The organism is Amycolatopsis antarctica (genome assembly GCF_002262875.1).
Taxonomy (GTDB): domain Bacteria; phylum Actinomycetota; class Actinomycetes; order Mycobacteriales; family Pseudonocardiaceae; genus Amycolatopsis; species Amycolatopsis antarctica.
The window spans coordinates 86556-103843 of the sequence record NZ_NKYE01000017.1 but is presented as its reverse complement, the minus strand read 5'-3'; the positions used below and the strand labels follow the sequence as shown (position 1 = coordinate 103843).

6 protein-coding genes (1 of these 6 only partly in view) are annotated in these 17288 nt (G+C 68.2%); all 6 read left to right on the top strand.

The annotated features are described in order from the left end of the window. Positions 1 to 4 precede the first annotated feature (4 nt). Positions 5 to 1381 (top strand): type VII secretion protein EccB, encoded by a 1377-nt coding sequence (gene eccB, locus CFN78_RS23215; RefSeq protein WP_094865010.1) that lies wholly within the window; start codon positions 5 to 7, stop codon positions 1379 to 1381. Position 1382: 1 nt separating this feature from the next. Then, on the top strand, positions 1383 to 4061 hold the full coding sequence (locus CFN78_RS23210) for a hypothetical protein (RefSeq protein ID WP_094865009.1): 2679 nt from the start codon (positions 1383 to 1385) through the stop codon (positions 4059 to 4061). Positions 4062 to 4068: 7 nt separating this feature from the next. Then, a complete protein-coding gene (locus CFN78_RS23205; RefSeq protein WP_094865008.1) occupies positions 4069 to 7413 on the top strand; it encodes a right-handed parallel beta-helix repeat-containing protein in 3345 nt (1114 codons plus the stop codon). A gap of 126 nt (positions 7414 to 7539) precedes the next feature. Then, the gene (locus tag CFN78_RS23200) at positions 7540 to 7953 is read left to right on the top strand and encodes a YbaB/EbfC family nucleoid-associated protein (protein ID WP_165777680.1); all 414 of its coding nucleotides are present in this window, start codon (positions 7540 to 7542) and stop codon (positions 7951 to 7953) included. Then, entirely contained in the window at positions 7950 to 9272 is a 1323-nt protein-coding gene (locus CFN78_RS23195; RefSeq protein WP_094865006.1) for a hypothetical protein, read from the top strand. Before CFN78_RS23200 ends, CFN78_RS23195 begins: the two co-directional genes overlap by 4 nt. A gap of 157 nt (positions 9273 to 9429) precedes the next feature. Next, positions 9430 to 17288, top strand: the beginning of a protein-coding gene (locus tag CFN78_RS23190; protein WP_094865005.1) for a hypothetical protein. 43825 nt of this gene lie beyond the right edge of the window; only the first 7859 of its 51684 coding nucleotides appear in the window; its start codon is at positions 9430 to 9432; the stop codon falls past the right edge of the window.

Genomic DNA, 17288 nt, shown 5'->3' with positions numbered 1-17288 from the left:
AGCGGTGCAGACGCAGAAGGATCACGTCCACGCCTACCAGACGCTGGTGGGCCGGATGAGCGCGGCGCTGCTGCTCGGTGATCCCAACCAGAGCGAACCGCCCGCGCGACGGGCGTTCATAGGGATCGTGTTCGGAATGGTGCTCGCTCTGCTCATCGGCGTGGCCTTCTGGGTCTACGGGTTGATCAACCCGGGCGGTAACACGGCCTGGAGCAAGCCGAAGGCGATCGTGGTGGAGGAGGAGAGCGGCGCTCGCTACGTGTACCAGAACGGTGCACTGGTGCCGGTGCTCAACCACGCTTCGGCGATGCTGGTACAGGGGGCCGGGGCGAAGGTCGAGAACATCTCCCGTGCCTCGCTCGTCGACGTTCCCCGTGGGCGGCCGATGGGCATCGAGGGTGCCCCCCAGTCCGTCCCTGAACAGGGCTCGCTGGTCAGCGGCGGGTGGCTGCTGTGCCTGGGACAGGGCGACGGTGGCCCGGTTCCCGGCGGCGGTTCGCTGAGCATGAACCTCGACCCCGATGTCGCCTCCACGCCGGTGACCGGCAAGGAGTACCTGTGGGTCACCTCCACGGACGGAACCCAGTACGTGGTGTGGGGCAACCAGAAGATGCGGCTGGCCGAGCCCAGCGTTCCCATCGCGCTCGGACTCGGCGTGGGCGTTCCGCCCACCGCCGCGCCGGAGTGGCTGGGCGCGCTGCCGGACGGCCCGGAGATCGCCGCCGCTTCGCTGCCCGGCGGCGACGAGATCTCCATCGCCGGTGCGGTGCACCAGCCGGGAACGGTGTTCCGGCAGGACATCGGCAACGGTGTCGAGCACTACTTCGTGTTGCGTGAGGACGGGCTCGCCCCGTTGTCGGCCACCGAGGCGGCACTGCTCCAGTCGCGCAGCGGAGCTGCCGCCGTCCCCATCGACGCCGTGTCGATCGCCGGCGCCCCGCGTTCCGCAGACAGCTCGCTGACCACGCGGATCCCGGATCTGCTCACGATGCGGCCGGTGCCCGCGGGCGAGCGTGCCCTCTGCCTGAAGCAGCAGCCCCAGGGGGTGTTCCTGGCCAGTCAGCCGGTCACCGCGGATCCCGGCGTCGCGGGAATCGGCGCGGGCGGGCAGACCGGCCGGATGGGGATGCACCTCAAGCCGGGCACGGCGCTGCTCGCGGCGTCGGTGCCGGCACCGACGGGCAGGGGACAGAAGCCGGACCGCTATCTGATCGACGAGACGGGGATGAAGTACCGGCTCGCCGACGACGAGGCGATCAAGGCGCTCGGATTCGGTGGCGCACAGCCGAATCCGGTGCCCGCCGAGTTGCTCGCGGCGATACCGAGCGGTCCGATGCTCAGCCGCGAGGCCGTGGGCGTGTTCGAGAAGGGACAAGGTTGAGATGAACCTGTTGGCGAAGCGTCGCGGAACGCAGGACGGCGATCGGAACGTGGCCAGCCACACGATCGGCAACGCACTCGTGGTGCACATGCGCGACTCGCTGCGGCAGGAGGTTCGCGACCTGGCGCTGGGGCTCGCGGAGGATCCCGAGCACCAGCTCGTCGTCGTCGACATCCCGGCGGACAGTTCCTTCTCGGTATGGGAGTCGGCGGCGAAACTGTTGCCCCGCAAGCGCAACGGCGTGCGGCTGGTGATCGGAGGCCGGTCCAGGGAGACGACGACCCTGGCCGGGCAGTGGCTGTCCGAACGGCTCGGCCGCACCATCGTCGCTCCCGACGGCAGCGTCATGCCCGGCGTCGACGGCTCACTGTTCGTGGACGCGGGTTGGGGCACCGGCTGGGTGCGCTTCCAACCGGGAAAGCCGCCGCAGCGAGATGGCAAGCGGTTTCCCCGGCCCGTCTGGGAGAACGCCGCCTCGTTCGTCGACACCATGCCGACGAGCGCGGGCAGTGTGGCCGAACCCCTTCCGGGCGGGGTCTGGCTGCGTCCGCGCGGCCCGGAGCGAATCCTCGCCGCGCACCGAGCGCGACTGATCGAGACCCTTCCCGCACAGTCCGAGGTGTGCACCGTGGTGCTGGGCTGCCCGGGCGCGGCGGCCGTCTCGCTGGACGACATCACGAGGTTCTGGGGCTGGGTACCCGCCGAGGTGCGCACCCGCCTGCGCTTGCTGCGGTTCGGCCCGATCGCGGTCTCCGCCGACATGGCCTTCGGTCAGCACGTCGCCAACGCGGTCGGCGAATCGGTCGTCTGCTACGCGGGCATTCCGGTGGGCTCGCGGACTGAACCGGGCATCTACCTGGTGCGCCCGGACGGAAACCTCGGCTGGCGGGCGTTCGCCGAGGAACTCGGCTACTCCCCGCAGGAGTCGGGGCAGCAGGCGGCGCCCGAACTGCTGCGCCATCGCGAACCGGTCTTCGGCGCGGAGGAGATCCGTCCCGGCGCCTATCGCTACGCCCCCGACGCGGTACTGGAGGTCGTGCAGTCCGGACTGTGGCTGCGGCCGCCGCAGGAGACCGCGAACGCCGTGTCGATCCGTACCGCGGAAGCGGATGCCGGACGCCAGCTCGTGCTGTTCGACGAGAGTTCCCCGGAGAGCGCGTCGCGGATGCGCCAGCTCGCCGAGGACGTCTTCGGCCGTCTCGACCCGCACACTCGCAGGCTGAGCTGGGTGGCACCGGCATCTTCGGTGGTGCGCAGGCGGATCGAGGTGGTGGGCAAGGCCGCCGGCTTCATCGAGAGCGCGCGACCGTCCACACCGGAGCCGGTGACCCAGGTACTCCAGATCGCCGGGCCACCGTCCGTCGAGCCGAGTGAGGCTCCGGGCGGCGTGGGCAGTGCGCTGGAGGCGGACACGCCGACCGAGGTCCATCCGTTGCGACTGGAGAGTTCGCCGGTGCGGGGTGACAGCGGCGGCCCCGCCTCGGTCACCGATCCCGGACCGGCGCCGATCCGGGCGACCGGCGTTCCGGAGACCACAGCAGGCATGGGCACCGCAACGGTTCTCGACCCGCCTGCGGCACCGAGCGGGCCGGCAGGCCCGAGGGAGACGGCGACACCGAGGAACGCCACCCCGCCGAAGGGCACCGCGGCACCGAAGGGCACCGCGGCACCGAAGGAAACGTCGGCACCGAAGAGCGGTATTACCGAAGCGCCCGCGGGCCCCGGATCCGGCACGCCGACGGCGCCGGCGCAGCCGGACCGGGCGACGGCGGAAACGCCGCCACGACTGGAGAATTCGGCTACGACACCCCCCGGGTCCCCGACGCGGACGGAACCGGCCGGTGAGCTGATCACGATCACCCAGCCGACGCCCGCGCCGGAGGCAGCAGCGCTGATCCCGAAGCGAGGACTGGACGAGGAGCGCACCTGGCTGCGCCGGGCGCTGTCCCAGGAGTACTCGGCGGTCGCGAACTCGGTCGGCCGGGTGCTGTCCGAGCACCCCGGCTTCCAGGGGGCGTTGGGGCGGTCCTCCGGCAGGCTGCTGGCCGACGCCGTCGCTGTCCGGCTGTACCTGTCCGGCGCCGGTGACCAGGTCGACCCCGCGCTGCGGCTGGGCCAGGTCGGTCCGCACGTGCCGTTCGCGCGGTGCACCGTGTCGGGGTTGAGCAGGTTGCCGTCCCACCGTGGAGCCGCGGTCTTCTCGGTCACCCTCACCGCTCGGGAGTGGGAGCTCTACCGGAGCAGGAAGCTGTTCTCCGAGTGGGGTTTCATCAGCGCGCTGACCGCGCCGTGCGCGAAACAGCAGGCCGAGCACGACGTCGACGTGCTGGTGTGGTCGATGACCTCGCGCCGGACGAAGCTGCTCGAACCCGAGGGCGACGCCACACCGGACCGGGTGCTGTTCGTACCGGGGACGAGTTTCAAGCTGCTCGACCTGGTCGAGCCCGAGGAGGGCAAGCGCGGTCAGATCGTGCTGCGGGAACTGGGCGCGGGCGAGATCGACGCCTCCGGCCGGGTGGACCGCAACCGGGCCTCGCTGGACGACCTCGCGATGAGTTCGATGCGGCGGAAGATGGAAACCTGGGCGGAAAGCAAGGGCACCGCACGGACGGCCGATTCCGCGGCGCCGCGTTTTCAGACGTTGCCGGGCCTGGTCCGGACCGACCGGACTGGGGAGTGAGGCGACGATGAACCGACAGTTGCTTGTGGTGGCCACGGACCGGCCCGGTGCGTACTCGACCATCGGTGCCGCACTGCGGGAGGCCACCGACGGCGCGACCATCAGCGTCCAGGCAGGCCGATACGAGGAGAACCTCGTGCTGAGCCGCATGGTCACCGTCACCGCCGAGGAGGGCCCTGGCACGGTGGAGGTGGCGGCGAAGACCGGGAGCACGGTGATCGTCGACGCGGAAGCCGCTCAGTTCGTCGGCCTGACCTTCGGTGGTGCCGATCCTGGCCACGCGGCGCTGGACATCCGGCGCGGCGAGGTCGCTCTCGACGACTGCCGGGTGGCGGTGTCCGCGTGGGCGGCGCTGCTCGCGCGCGGTCACGGTTGCGTCGTACTGCGCAACTGCGTCGTCACCAGCTCCCAGGGCGCCGGGATCGTGGTCACCTCGCCGCTGCCTAGCGTCGTGGAGGACACCGAGATCACCGATGTCTCTTCCTCTGCCGTGGTGCTCACCGACGAGGGCTCCCTCGCTCTGCGCCGGGTGGTGGTGCGCAGGACAGGTGGTAACGGGATCTGCGTGAACGGGCGAGCATGGGCGGTGGTCGAGGAATGTGAGATCCACGAGGCCGGCAAGCCCGCACTGGTGGTGGAGCAGGACGCGAGCGCGGAGATCCGCGGCGTGACCGTGCGCGACAGTGCCAATGTCGACCTCTATGTGCGCAGCACCGGAGACGTGACCGTCGCGGACTCCGACTTCACCGGTGCGGGCATGCAGGCCGCGCACATCGCCGACGGCGCGTCGCCTCGGCTGACCGGCTGCCGGTTCGCCGAGGTCTCGCGGACCGCCGTCTACGTCACCAACGGCGCCTCCCCGCGGTTCGACGACTGCCAGGTGGCGGACAGTGTGGTCGGCGTCGTCGTCGACGGAACGTCCACCCCGCGGTTCGGAGCCCTGCGCGTCCAGGGCAGCACCCGCGGCGCGCTGATCGTCGACGGCGGTTCGAGGGCCGAGCTGGGCGGGCTGCGGCTGTCCGTCGAATCGGGACAGGCGGTGCTCGTCAAGGCGGGGTCGACGCTGGTGCTCGCGGACGCGGTCGTTGACGCGGGCGACGGCCCCGGACTGTCGGTGTCCGAGGAATCCACCGCCGAGATCACCGATCTGCGGCTGAGCGGCACTGTCGCCCGGCTACTGACGTTGTCCGGCCGGTCCCGCGGGGAGGTCACCTCCGCACTCGTCCAGGGCGGCGGGGTGTACGTCGACGATGCTGACCTGGACCTGCGGGACACCGAGATCGTCGACGCGACGGCCGACGGCGTCGGTGTCGCCGCGGGGGGCACGGCACGGATCGTCCGCTGCCGGGTGCGTTCTGCCCGCAGGCACGGCGTGCACCTGCTCAGTGGCGCACGTGGCGAGATCCGGGGTTGTGAGGTGACCGCGAGCGCGGGGGACGGCGTGCTGCTGGACACCGAGGAAGAGGCGGTGGTCGCGGACTGCGAGATCACCGGCAGCGGCGGCAGTGCCGTACGGCGTGCGGTCGAGCACGAACGGCTCACAGTGACGGGAATCGACACCGGCGGTTCCGCCGCCACGGAGAGACCCGGACCAGCGCCGGTGCCGCAGTCCGGGCCGGCCCCCGAGATCGCCGAGCACGGCGACGACGAGGAGCCCACGATGGGCGGCGCCGCCGGAACGATACTCGAGGGGCCGCTCGCCGACCTGGACACGCTGATCGGCCTGGACGACGTCAAGCGCGAAGTCGTGGGCCTGATCAACCTGATCAAGATGACCCAGCGCCGCCAGGAGATGGGCCTGCCGATGCCGCCGATGAGCAGACACCTGGTGTTCGCGGGCCCTCCGGGTACCGGTAAGACCACGGTCGCCCGGCTCTACGGTGCGGTGCTGGCCGAGCTCGGCATCCTCGAACGCGGCCACATGATCGAGGTCGCGCGGGCGGACCTGGTGGGCCAGTACATCGGTTCGACGGCCATCAAGACCACCGAGGTGATCAACAAGGCGATGGGCGGCGTGCTGTTCATCGACGAGGCGTACACCCTGGCCAGCCAGGCGGGCGGGAGCGGCCCCGACTTCGGTCAGGAGGCCATCGACGCGCTGATGAAGATGATGGAGGACCACCGCGACGAGATCGTCGTGATCGTCGCGGGCTACTCCGATCTGATGGTGAAGTTCCTCAACTCCAACCCCGGTCTGGCGTCGAGGTTCTCCAAGACCGTCGAGTTCCCCAACTACAGCGTGGACGAACTGGTCACCATCACCACCAACCTCTGCCGCAAGCACTACTACGAGCTCACCGACGACGCGGTCGACTCGCTGACCGACTACTTCGAGCGGGTGCCGAAGAACGACACCTTCGGTAACGGACGTGTCGCGCGCAAGCTGTTCGAGGCGATGGTCAGCAAGCAGGCCTCCCGGCTGGCCCAGCACCCGCCGGAGAAGGACACCGAGCTGAGCAGGCTCACCGCCCAGGACCTGGCAGGCGAACTGGTGATGCTGGACGAGGTGGCGCCCCGTTCCGCGCTGCCGGATTCGGACACCGATCCGGTCGCCGCGGTGCAGGCGACGATCGGCTGGCGGCGGGTGTCCCGGCTGCAGGGCCTGGACGGCATGGCGGACTGGGTCGGGCGCAACCTGGTGCGGCAGTGCGGTCAGAAGGCGCGCGGCAAGTCGCCCGGCAAGCTCGCGAACGTCGTGCTTTCCGGTACGTCCGGGGTGGGCAGGAGCGCTGTGGCGGCACTGTACGCGCAGGCGATGAGCGAGCTCAGGATCATCGGCACCGGCCAGGTCCACCGGACGGTGATCGGCACGGATCTCTGCCCGCACTGGCCGGGCCAGGCGGCGAGCCTGGTGGCCAAGGAGTTCGAGGAGGCCATCGGCGGCGTGCTGCTGCTCGACGCCGACGGTGAGTGGAGTACGGACTCCGCGGAACGGCGCGCCGAGGCCGTCGACGCACTGGTGGAGGGCATCAGGCGAAACCCGGCCGGTCCGGTGGTGCTGTTGCTGGGCGAGCCGGACTCGCTGGCCGCCCTGGCCGGGCTGTCCACCGACCTGGCCGACTGTTTCGCCGAGCAGTGGCAGTTCACCGACTACGAGGTGGAGCAGTTGACCGCGCTCGCGGTACGGCACCTTTCCCGTAGCGGCCACGACGTGCCCGAGGACGTGGCGTCGGCCCTGCACGATCTACTGGCCGAGGGGGACGACCGCACCGCACGGGGAGCGCACCGGCTCGCCCGGCGGCTCGCGGCGGCCGCCGCGTCACGCACGCTGGCGGCCGCGGACCTGTACGCCCTCACCGACGCGGGTCTGCGTTCCATCGCCCGTGACGAGGGGCTGGCCTCGGTCGGCTGAGGCACGGGTGTGAACGGAGAGACCGTGTTGACCCGACGGGCAGTCCCGGCGCCTTTTCCTTGAACACCGGCACCGTGGCTTTTGACACTGGAGGGGATCTCAGGCCGATAGCTCAGGAGGCGCATCGTGTCCGCTCCGAACACAGAGGAACTGGAGCAGTTGCTGGCGCAGTACCGTCGGCAGTACGAGGGGATTCAGGAGACCCAGCGCAGCCTCAAGGAGATCTCCTGCACGGTGACCTCGCCGCGGCGCACCGTCTCGGTCACCGCGAAGCACGGTGGGCTGATCAGCGACGTGAGCTTCCCCACCAGTGCCTACAAGCGGATGGCACCCAAGGAACTGGCCGCCGCGATCACGGAGACAATCGAGAAGGCGCAGAGTGAGGCGGCGGGGGAAGCGGCCGACCTGCTCGCACCGTCGATGCCGGAGGGGGTGGACGTGCACAAGTTGTTCCGCGGCGAGGGTGACCTGCAATCGCTGATGCCGCAGAGTCCCCGTGGCTCGTCGACGCTCGATGAACTCCTCAACCGAGGGAAGTGATCGCAGTGGTCAGCAAGACACCAGGGGGTGGAAATCCCGGTGGAGATCCCGGCAGTGACATCCCGGATGTCGACGTCAGCGGCAGTGGTGGCGGTGGCTCCGACTGGGGCGGGGGGGCGAGGCATCTCCGCGGCGACAGCGAGGGCTTGCGGCGCGGCGGCGCGCTGTTCGACGGTGCCGGTGGCAACTTTCACAATTATGCCCAGTACACCGACGAGGTGCGCCGAAACGCCCCGCTGATCAACAACGAGAGGGACGAGAGCTGGGACCAGTTCGAGCCGTCCTACACCGAGGGTGCGAACGCCATCACAGCCGGTCTGTACGCCTTCTCCGGTGCCCTCAGCGGAATCAAGAACAAGCTGGTCCAGCTCGGTCAGGGCGTTGACCTGACCGAGGACAACGCAACGCAGCAGGGACAGAACGCGCTGGTGCAGAAGGGGCCGCCGCCGGAGCCCGGCGACCCGGTCGCTCCTCCCACCGCGCTGTATCTGTCCCGTCCGGAAGATGGTGCCGGAGAGCCAGATCCGGACGAGGACGAGGCGGTTACGCCGGGGCCCGACGGAACGGTTCCGCTGCAGCCGGCCCTGATGATCAAGGCCGAGGCCGGGTTCGCCGTGCGGGACACTCCGGGGGAGCGGATCATTCCGGGCGAGCACGTGGTGAACGAGGATCCGGATGGCGACGGCCCGCTGCAGCCGACCTCGTACTTCACTCACGCGATGCGTGTCCCCGGCGAGCAGGACACTCCGGGGGAGCGGATCATTCCGGGCGAGCACGTGGTGAACGAGGATCCGGATGGCGACGGCCCGCTGCAGCCGACCTCGTACTTCACTCACGCGATGCGTGTCCCCGGCGAGGAACCGTTGCCGGGCAGGGAGTTCGTCAACGCCAACGGTGACTCCACCGAGGGCGAGGTCACGACCCCGACCCGCTTCGTGACCTCGGAACGGCCGGACGCGGTTCTCAGCAACGGCGAGTCCCACGAGGGTGTGGTGACCGAGCCGCAGCAGCCGGGGGAGCCGTTCGTCCCGGCCAACGGCGAGTCCACGGAGGGCGAGATCCTGACGCCGACCCGATCGTCGATACCGCTGGCGGTGAGGGACGAGGCGGATGGCGGCGGTGGCACTCCCGGCTGGAGTGCCTCGAGTTTCGGCACGCCGGTCGGTGGCAGGGACATGATTCCAATGGAACCGCTGATAGAGCCGGTGGAAGGCGTTGAACCGACCCCATCGCAGTTCACCCCGGCCCAGGAGCCGATTCCGGCTGTGCCCGTGGTGCCCAGGTCTGAGTTCGACGACTCGTCGCGGCCGGAGGCCTGATGCGATGACCGCCCACGTCCACGTCGTTCAACACACCGGCCAGATCGGTGCCGTCGCGTCCTCCGACGTGAGTGGGTGGCAGGTAGCCGCTGTCGAGCGCGCAGCGCGGGGGCCGCTTCCGGCCCTGCCGCGCTGATCCGGGGACCGGAGCGCGGTCGTGGACATCGAGTTCGATCCCTCGTTCGACTGGTTGTGGATTCTCGCCGCCGGTTCGAAGGCGCCGAGGGTCTCGGTCAAGGGCGCGCGCGCCGGCACCGAGACCTGGAACGAGATCAGTTCCACGCTGGACCAGATGTCCGCGGACATCATTCAGTTGATCCCGTCCGTCGAAAAGGCAATGGGTAGTTCGGGCGCCGACTTCCGCGCGTTCGTCACCGACCTGACCACGAAGGTGGCGCCGCTCTCCGGTCTTGCCCGGCAACTGGGCAAGGGCATGTGGGATCTCGCCCTCCAGGTCGAACAGTCCGTCTACTCGATGATGATCGAGATCGCGTTCTTCCTCTCCTCGATTCTCTGGGCGCTGTCGAATCCCTTCACCGCACCCCTGGTTCCGGGGTTCATCACCGCGGCGCGCTTCGCGATCCAGAAAATCGTCAATCGTCTGCACTGGGTCGCTCGAATCCTCGCGGAGGGACTCCAGGAGGGCATCCAGGAAGTTGCCCAGGGAGCGCTTGCCCAGCTATGGCAGATCGCTGAGGGCAATCGCGACGAATGGGACGGGATGAGCTCGCTCATCGAGTTCGTCGCGGGTATGGCGGCTGGGCAGATCATCGGCGGGATGCACGAATGGGCGAGAAAGTACGCCCCCAATTTCGGCGACACGATCGCTTTCCACGGGATCAGCGAGGCCACCGCCGAGGGAATCGTCGGAGTGGGCGCGGCCGGCATCCTGGGCGGCAGCATGGACGACGTATGGACGGGTGTCGCCGGCGGGGCATTCCAGGGCGGCGCGGAGAAGGGGGCCGACGACGCCGGCGAAGCGATGAACGAGGCGATCAACGGCGCCGAGGACATCGACATCCCGGAGATCGACGCCGGTGGCGAAGACGTCGGCGAACAGTCCGGCGGCGGCAAGGGTGATGCCTTCGGTGACGCTGATTCGGGTTACGGCAGCGATGACGGCAATTCATTGCTCGGTGACGGCGAATCGCTTCATGGAGACAACGAATCGCTCGCCGGCGAGGAGGAAGGCGGCGACGCCGGGTCCGGCGGTGGTGTACTCGGCGGGCCGTCCGGAGGTGGCGCGGGCGGTGGCCACGGTCTGGGGGGCGGCGTCGGCCTGGTGGGGGGCGGCGGTCATGCCGGAGCCGGTGGCCAGCGGTCTCCCGGAGGTTCAGGGGGCACCGGTGGGCAGTCGGGTTCTGGTGGGAGCCCGAATGGTGTTGGTGGGCAGTCGGGTTCTGGTGGGAGCCCGAATGGTGTTGGTGGGCAGTCGGGTTCTGGTGGGAGCCCGAATGGTGTTGGTGGGCAGTCGGGTTCTGGTGGGAATCCGAATGGTGTTGGTGGGCAGTCGGGTTCTGGTGGGAATCCGAATGGTGTTGGTGGGCAGTCGGGTTCTGGTGGGAATCCGAACGGTGTTGGTGGCCCGCAATGGCAGGGCGGCAACCCGGACAGCATCGGCGGCCAGCAGCCACCCCCGGTCAATCTCGGTGGCTCGCAGGGTTTCGCCGGTCAGCAGCCGCCGGGGGACATGCCCGGCCACGGCAACGGAGCGGTTGCTCCCGGTTCTCCGGGCAACGTTCCCGGGCAGAATCAGGCACCGGACGCCCAAGCCCAGCTCCCGGACGGAACCAGGACGGAAGTCCCGGCTCCCGCCGCTCCACCGCAGGCACCGGACGTCGCGGGCCGCCCGGAAGGCGTGCCCCCAGTTTCATCTCCTGGCGGGAATCAGGGCGGCGACCCGCTCGCGTCCCCGCCCCTGTCGCCCGGACAGCCCGAGCAGGGTTTCGCCGAACTGGACGGCCCCGTGGCGCCTCCGTCATCGTCGCCGAGCCCCGATTTCCTCGCCGACCCGCCGGCAACACAGCCCGTGGCGGGTGGGCCGGACCTCGGCGGCGAGCCGGGTACACAGAGCCCGCAACCACAGAGCCCGCAACCGCAGAGCCCGCAACCGCAGACCCCGCAACCGCAGGCCTTCCTGCCCGAGTCCGGTAGGCCCACCCCGCAGCCTGGCGACCAGACCCAAGAGCAGAACTTGGGGCAGCCGGAGGGCCAGCAGCGACCGCCCACCACGCCCGAACCCGGCTTCGCACAGACCACCGGCTCGCGCCCCAGCACAGAGGTCGAGGCGCCGCCGGGCGACGTTCTGCCCGCGACCACGTCCGAGCAGCAGATGGATCTGCAGACAGACCCGGCAACATCTGTTCCCGGCGGATCGATCGCGGACCGCGACTTCGACGACGACAGCGATCCTGGGTACGTCACCGACGAGGAACGGAACCAGGTCGGCGAGAACGCCGCACCCGGCGTCCACAGTGGACCAAGTGACCTCGGCGGTTCTCCCGCACCCGCTGTCGGCGGAGGTATCGCTGCCTCGCCAGGACAGGCGGGCAGCCCACGCGCGGACCAGGCCGGACAGACGGCTCCGCAGTCCTCGGGCGAGAGTGCACGCTCCACCGGTACGCAGGGCACTGGTCCCACCCCGATCTCCTCCGGCGGCTCGAACACCGACCTCTCCGTGACCCCGGATCTGGCCACCTCCGTGGACGGGCCGCCTGCCGGGGACCGCCCTGGTTCGGACACTCAATCGCAGGAGTTCTCGCTCGATTCGGACTCGCCGGTGTCCTCCGAACCTGCCGGCACGGTGCCCGGGGACGTGCGCCCGACCGCGGATCGCGACTCCGAGGAGACCGATTCCACGTACGGCACTGACGACGATTCCGACGTACCAGCGACGACGCGCCCGGCGATCGCGGACCCGTCCCAGGAGTGGACCGCCGCCGCTCCGCAGGCCGCTCCTGCGTTCGCATCACCACCAGCGAGCGGCAATCGGACGAATACCGAGCCGTCGGATACGACCGGCCCCGTTGACAGGAGAGACGTCGCCGCCGCTCTGGGACTGCCTTCCGTGGACTGGACGGCCTTCCGGCAGCAGGAGCAGGTGTCCGTCACGCGAGTGAACCGTCTGCTGCGGCGTGCCACGAGGCTGGTGAACCCCGTCCTGCACCAACCGCTGTTCATCGAGGTGAAGGCGCCGGACAACCACGCTTTCGAATTGGTGGTGGATCAGGTTGCTCTGTCGCTGCTTGAGTCCTCGCGAGCGGGCATGTCGGCCCGCGAGGCGGAGGGGCCTGCGGCGGAGTTGGCGCGGATACTGGCGGAGGACGTGCGAAACGCGGGCCTCGGCAAGCGACCCGAAGGTTTGCGGGGAGGCGCCCGCCCGTCGGACGGTTCACCGGAGACCGACCCGAACGCCTCCGCCGCCGGTCCCTCGACTGCTCCGTCTGCCGACGTCCGACTGGAGACCTCGTTCGGCCCCGCTGACGACGAGGTCGATACCGAACCTGACGAAGCCGAAGCCGAGTCCGATGCCGAAGTGCCGGCGACGGCTCAGGAATCGGCCGCGGAAACATACTCGGGCAAGGGCAAGCAACGGATGGGCGAGCCGTCGGCCGAGGACGGGGACCAGGATGACGGCGGCCGTTCTCAGTCCGACCAGAACGCATCGGTCGCAGGTGGCGGATCTCGGAGGGACGGGGAACCGCGAGCAGAGGGGTCCCGTTCACCGGCACCGCTCGTCGAGGGGCTGTCCGGCGACAGGCTCGCGGCCCGGGCCGCGTATGCGCGTGCGGCACGGGAGTTCGAGATTCGGTTGGCGCGTTTCGCGGTCCGGCATCCTGGGGCACAGTCTCAGCTCGCTGCACTGGCGCGGGTGGTGGGAATTGAGCTGGGGCCCGATGTCCTTGCCCGGGCGGGAATCATCCGACCACCCAATGGCCCACTGCAGAACGTGACGTTCTTGAGCAGCCTCGTTTTGCGTAGGTTCTTGGACGACTCCTTTCCTGGGCTGTCGTTGCTTCCTATGCAAATAACGGCTGAGATGGGTCAGAGAGGGCCGGCTGACCCGGCGATGGCGCGGGGTGGTTTCGAGGCTGTTCTGGAGGATCTGGGCTGGCGGGCGTTGTCCAGCGATCTTCGGATTGACAGTCCGGCGCGTCAGGATGCCGAGCGTTCCGGCGCGTTGGTAGGTGCGGGTACGTCGGTGCAGACCTACATGGTGTTGCGTTTGGCGCAGGCGGTCAACGAGAACTGGGGTGCGGGGCTGGACCTGCCGCTGTTGCGTCTGGGGTTGCTGGGCGCCCTGGTCAGTTCTGGCGGTAATACCTTCGACGAGGTGATGCGGGCAGCGGAGCTGGTCGATCCGAACTTGGAGTACGTCAACAACCCGGGGCGCTATCGTCGTATCGATCCGCTGACCGAGGACGAGTTGCGCTCGAATGTTGCGGTGTTCGCGCAGTTCCCGGACGAGTTCGCGGACAACGAGGTTCATTGGGATGACGCTCAGCGTGCTTTGCCGGACGAGCTGACGTTCGACCGGCTGGTGGCGCGGTTCGACGGAGCCGAGGATGTGCTGAAGCGGCACTTGGAGCACCACAGCCGTACGGGAATGCCTGCCTTGTCCGGGCGACCGGACCTGTTGTCCCGTGGCGAAACCGGCCTGGCGTCCGTGATCGAGCAGGTTCGCCAGTCGCCAGGTTCCGATGCCGTGGTGTTCCCACTCACCGGCGACGGGCAGCGCACTCCCGCGTTGCACGTGGTCAACGACGACGGTGTGGTCCTGCTCAGCGAAGGCGCGAATCCGGCGGGCGAGACGGTGTTCGTTGAGGACGGACATGTGCTGGTAGTGCGAGATGGCGACCTGGTACCCGGGTATTCCAGCTTCGAGCAGCCGAACAGCACGTTCTTCGGACTGGTAACGGGAGACCCGGCCTCCTCGGACGACACCGATGCCGCCGCTGACGCACAGCACGGCAACAGTGCCACAGGCCCGGTGAATGGCCTTGGCAACGGGACGAATTTCCTCGGCAATCTCCAGGGCCCGGTGGACGGACTCGGCAACGCGACGAGATTCTTCGCTTTGGACCGACACATGGCCGAACCCGTACCGGAGAACTATTCGATGGAGCAGGTCGGTTCCGGTGAGGCGGCGCTCGGAACTGTGATCGACCGGGTGGATGACGCCGGCCACGGCGCGCATGCGGTGCTGATCGGCTACACCGACGGTGTGCCGACCGCGTACAACGTGGTGAACCACCGCGGGGTGCGGACACTTGTGCAGGCCGAGATCGACGAGATCACACCGGAGACCCAGGCCGTGTACCGCGATATGGACGCGGACATTCTCGGCTTCGTCGTCACCTCCGACGGTGACGGTTTCGTCGAGTCCAACGGCGACGTGCAGGCGAGAACCGCGGACCTGAGAAACCGGAACGACGGCGTTGCCGACGCGCTCCGTTTCCACGAGACCTTCCACGATCGGCACGGAAACTACGACGAGGATCTGATCGGCGAGGTGGACCCCGACCTGATCGGTCGTGGCGCAGAAGGCTGGGATGAGGTGATAGACCAGGTTGCCGCTGCTGGGCACAACGCGAGCGCCGTGATGGTCATCCAGCCCCGCGACGGCACGCGCGGATTCGCTTTGAACGTGATCAACCGCGATGCCGACGTGCTGGTCTTGGCGACGACGGTGATCCTGACCAGGCCGCTGGCGGCAGATGCGTTGCCGGACCTCGACACGGTGCTCGCCGTCACCTTCGACGCAAACGGCAACCTGCTTGGGGGAGAGAGGCAGCCGGCCGCGACGCCGGACCAGACGAACAACCGTGCTCCCGGATCGGTAGATGACGGTTCACCGTCGCGGCTTCCCGGCGTCATTTCGGGGACTGGGACGCAGCCTGGCGATAGCGGGTTGCCGGACTCGGACGATGCCGATCGCGTTGCCTCGGATGATGGTGGGGAGTTGTTGCAGCCGTCGGTGTTCGATCCGAATGCTGGTGTGCGGTCGCCGTCGGTGGATGTGCCGATTGTGTTCAGTCCGGAGGGTGTGCGGCATCCGGGTGTGGGTTCGGATTCCGGGGACGGGTCCGACGGTGATGTGTCGTTGGGTTCGGATAGTGGTTCTGCGTTTGATGATCGGCCGTTGTTGGATCCGTCGAGGTGGTCGTCGAGTTCGGTTGGTGGGCGGGTTGTCGGTCCGGATTCTGGGGATGAGTCCGACGAGGATGCGGGTGTCGATTCTGTGTCCGGGGACAGGTCTGGCGGCGATGAGTCGTTGAGCCCGGATGCTGGTGTGCGGTCGCCGTCGGTGGATGTGCCGATTGTGTTTAGTCCGCAGGATGAGCGGCATGTGGGTGTGGGTTCGGTTTCTGGGGGTTCGGACTCGGATGTGGGTTCGGATGATGGTGATGGGTTGTTGTTGCAGCCGTCGGTGTTTGATCCGGATGCTGGTGTGCGGTCGCCGTCGGTGGATGTGCCGATTGTGTTCAGTCCGCAGGAAGCGCGGCATCCAGGTATGTCTGATGACGGCCATGTGTCGGCTGAGGGAACTATGGCTGCGGATCAGTCGTCGAGCGGGCCACCTGGCGATGATTCCGGACGACTTGCTCCCGAGACCGAGGATGGAGGTCTGGCGGACGATCGGGTGAGGGCGCGGGTCGCGTACGCGCGTGCGGCAGGCGAATTCGAGATTCGATTGGCGCGATACGCCATCGGGCGTCCCGGTGTCTCGACGCAGGTCCAGTCGTTGACTGATCACGTGAGGGGCATGCTGACGCACGAGGAACAGCTCAGGGCAGGCTTTTCTGGTGACGTCAGCAGCCCCGCGGACGTAGTCGCGATACTTGACAGCGTCGTCGAACAGGGCTTTCTGGATGAACGTTTCCCGCAACTCTCGGTGATTCCTCCGCAGATCGCGGCTGAGTTGGATCAACAGGGGCCGGCGGATCTGACTGCGGTGGAGGACGCGGACGGAGTTGGTCTGCTGGATCTGGGGTGGCGGCATCTGGAGCAGGAGTTGCGGTCGGGCAGCGCGGCGCGCGAGGACGCCGAGCGTTCAGGGGCGTTGGTGGGGTCCGGTATGTCGAGGCGAGCCTATCGGGTGCTGCGTTTGGCGCAGTTGATCAATGAGGAATCGAGTGCGGGACTGGATCTGCCCGTGATGAGGCTGGGTTTGGTCGGCGCGCTGGTCGGTTCTGGTGAGAACACTTTCGACGAGGTGATGCGGGCCGCGGAGCTGGTCGATCCGAACTTGGAGTACGTCAATAATCCAGGGCGTTATCGTCGGATCGATCCGCTGACCGAGGAGGAGCTGCGCTCGAATGTAGCCGTGTTCGAGCAGTTCCCGGACGAGTTCGCGGACAACGAGATTCGCTGGGACAAGGCTCAGAAAGATCGCCCGGACGAGTCGGCTCCCGATTCTCCTGGTGACCTCGCCGGAGCGACGCAACGGACCGCGGATTCGGACTCGGATGTGGGTTCGGATGATGGTGATGGGTTGTTGTTGCAGCCGTCGGTGTTTGATCCGGATGCTGGTGTGCGGTCGCCGTCGGTGGATGTGCCGATTGTGTTCAGTCCGCAGGATGAGCGGTATCCGGGTGCTGATCGGGAATCTGGTGATGTGTCGGATGACGGTGTGTCGCCGGTGTCGGACAGTGGTTCTGGGTTTGATGATCGGCCGTTGTTGGATCGTTCGAGTTGGTCGTTGAGCGATGTGGGTGGTCGGGAGGTCGATTCGGAGTCTGAGGACGGGGCGTCATCGGATGCTGGTGTGCGGTCGCCGTCGGTGGATGTGCCGATTGTGTTCAGTCCGCAGGATGAGCGGCGTCCGGGTGCTGATCCGGAGCCTGGTGATGTGTCGGATGACGATGTGTCGTTGGTGTCGGATCAGTTCGATCTGGAGTTGAGTCCGCAGGATGAGCGGCGTCCGGGTGCTGATCCGGAGCCTGGTGATGTGTCGGATGACGATGTGTCGTTGGTGTCGGATCAGTTCGATCTGGAGTTGAGTCCGCAGGATGA

Coding starts and splice junctions, on each gene's coding strand:
- CFN78_RS23205 (WP_094865008.1), top strand. CDS start 4,069: ATGAACCGACAGTTGCTTGTGGTGGCCACGGACCGGCCCGGTGCGTAC.
- CFN78_RS23210 (WP_094865009.1), top strand. CDS start 1,383: ATGAACCTGTTGGCGAAGCGTCGCGGAACGCAGGACGGCGATCGGAAC.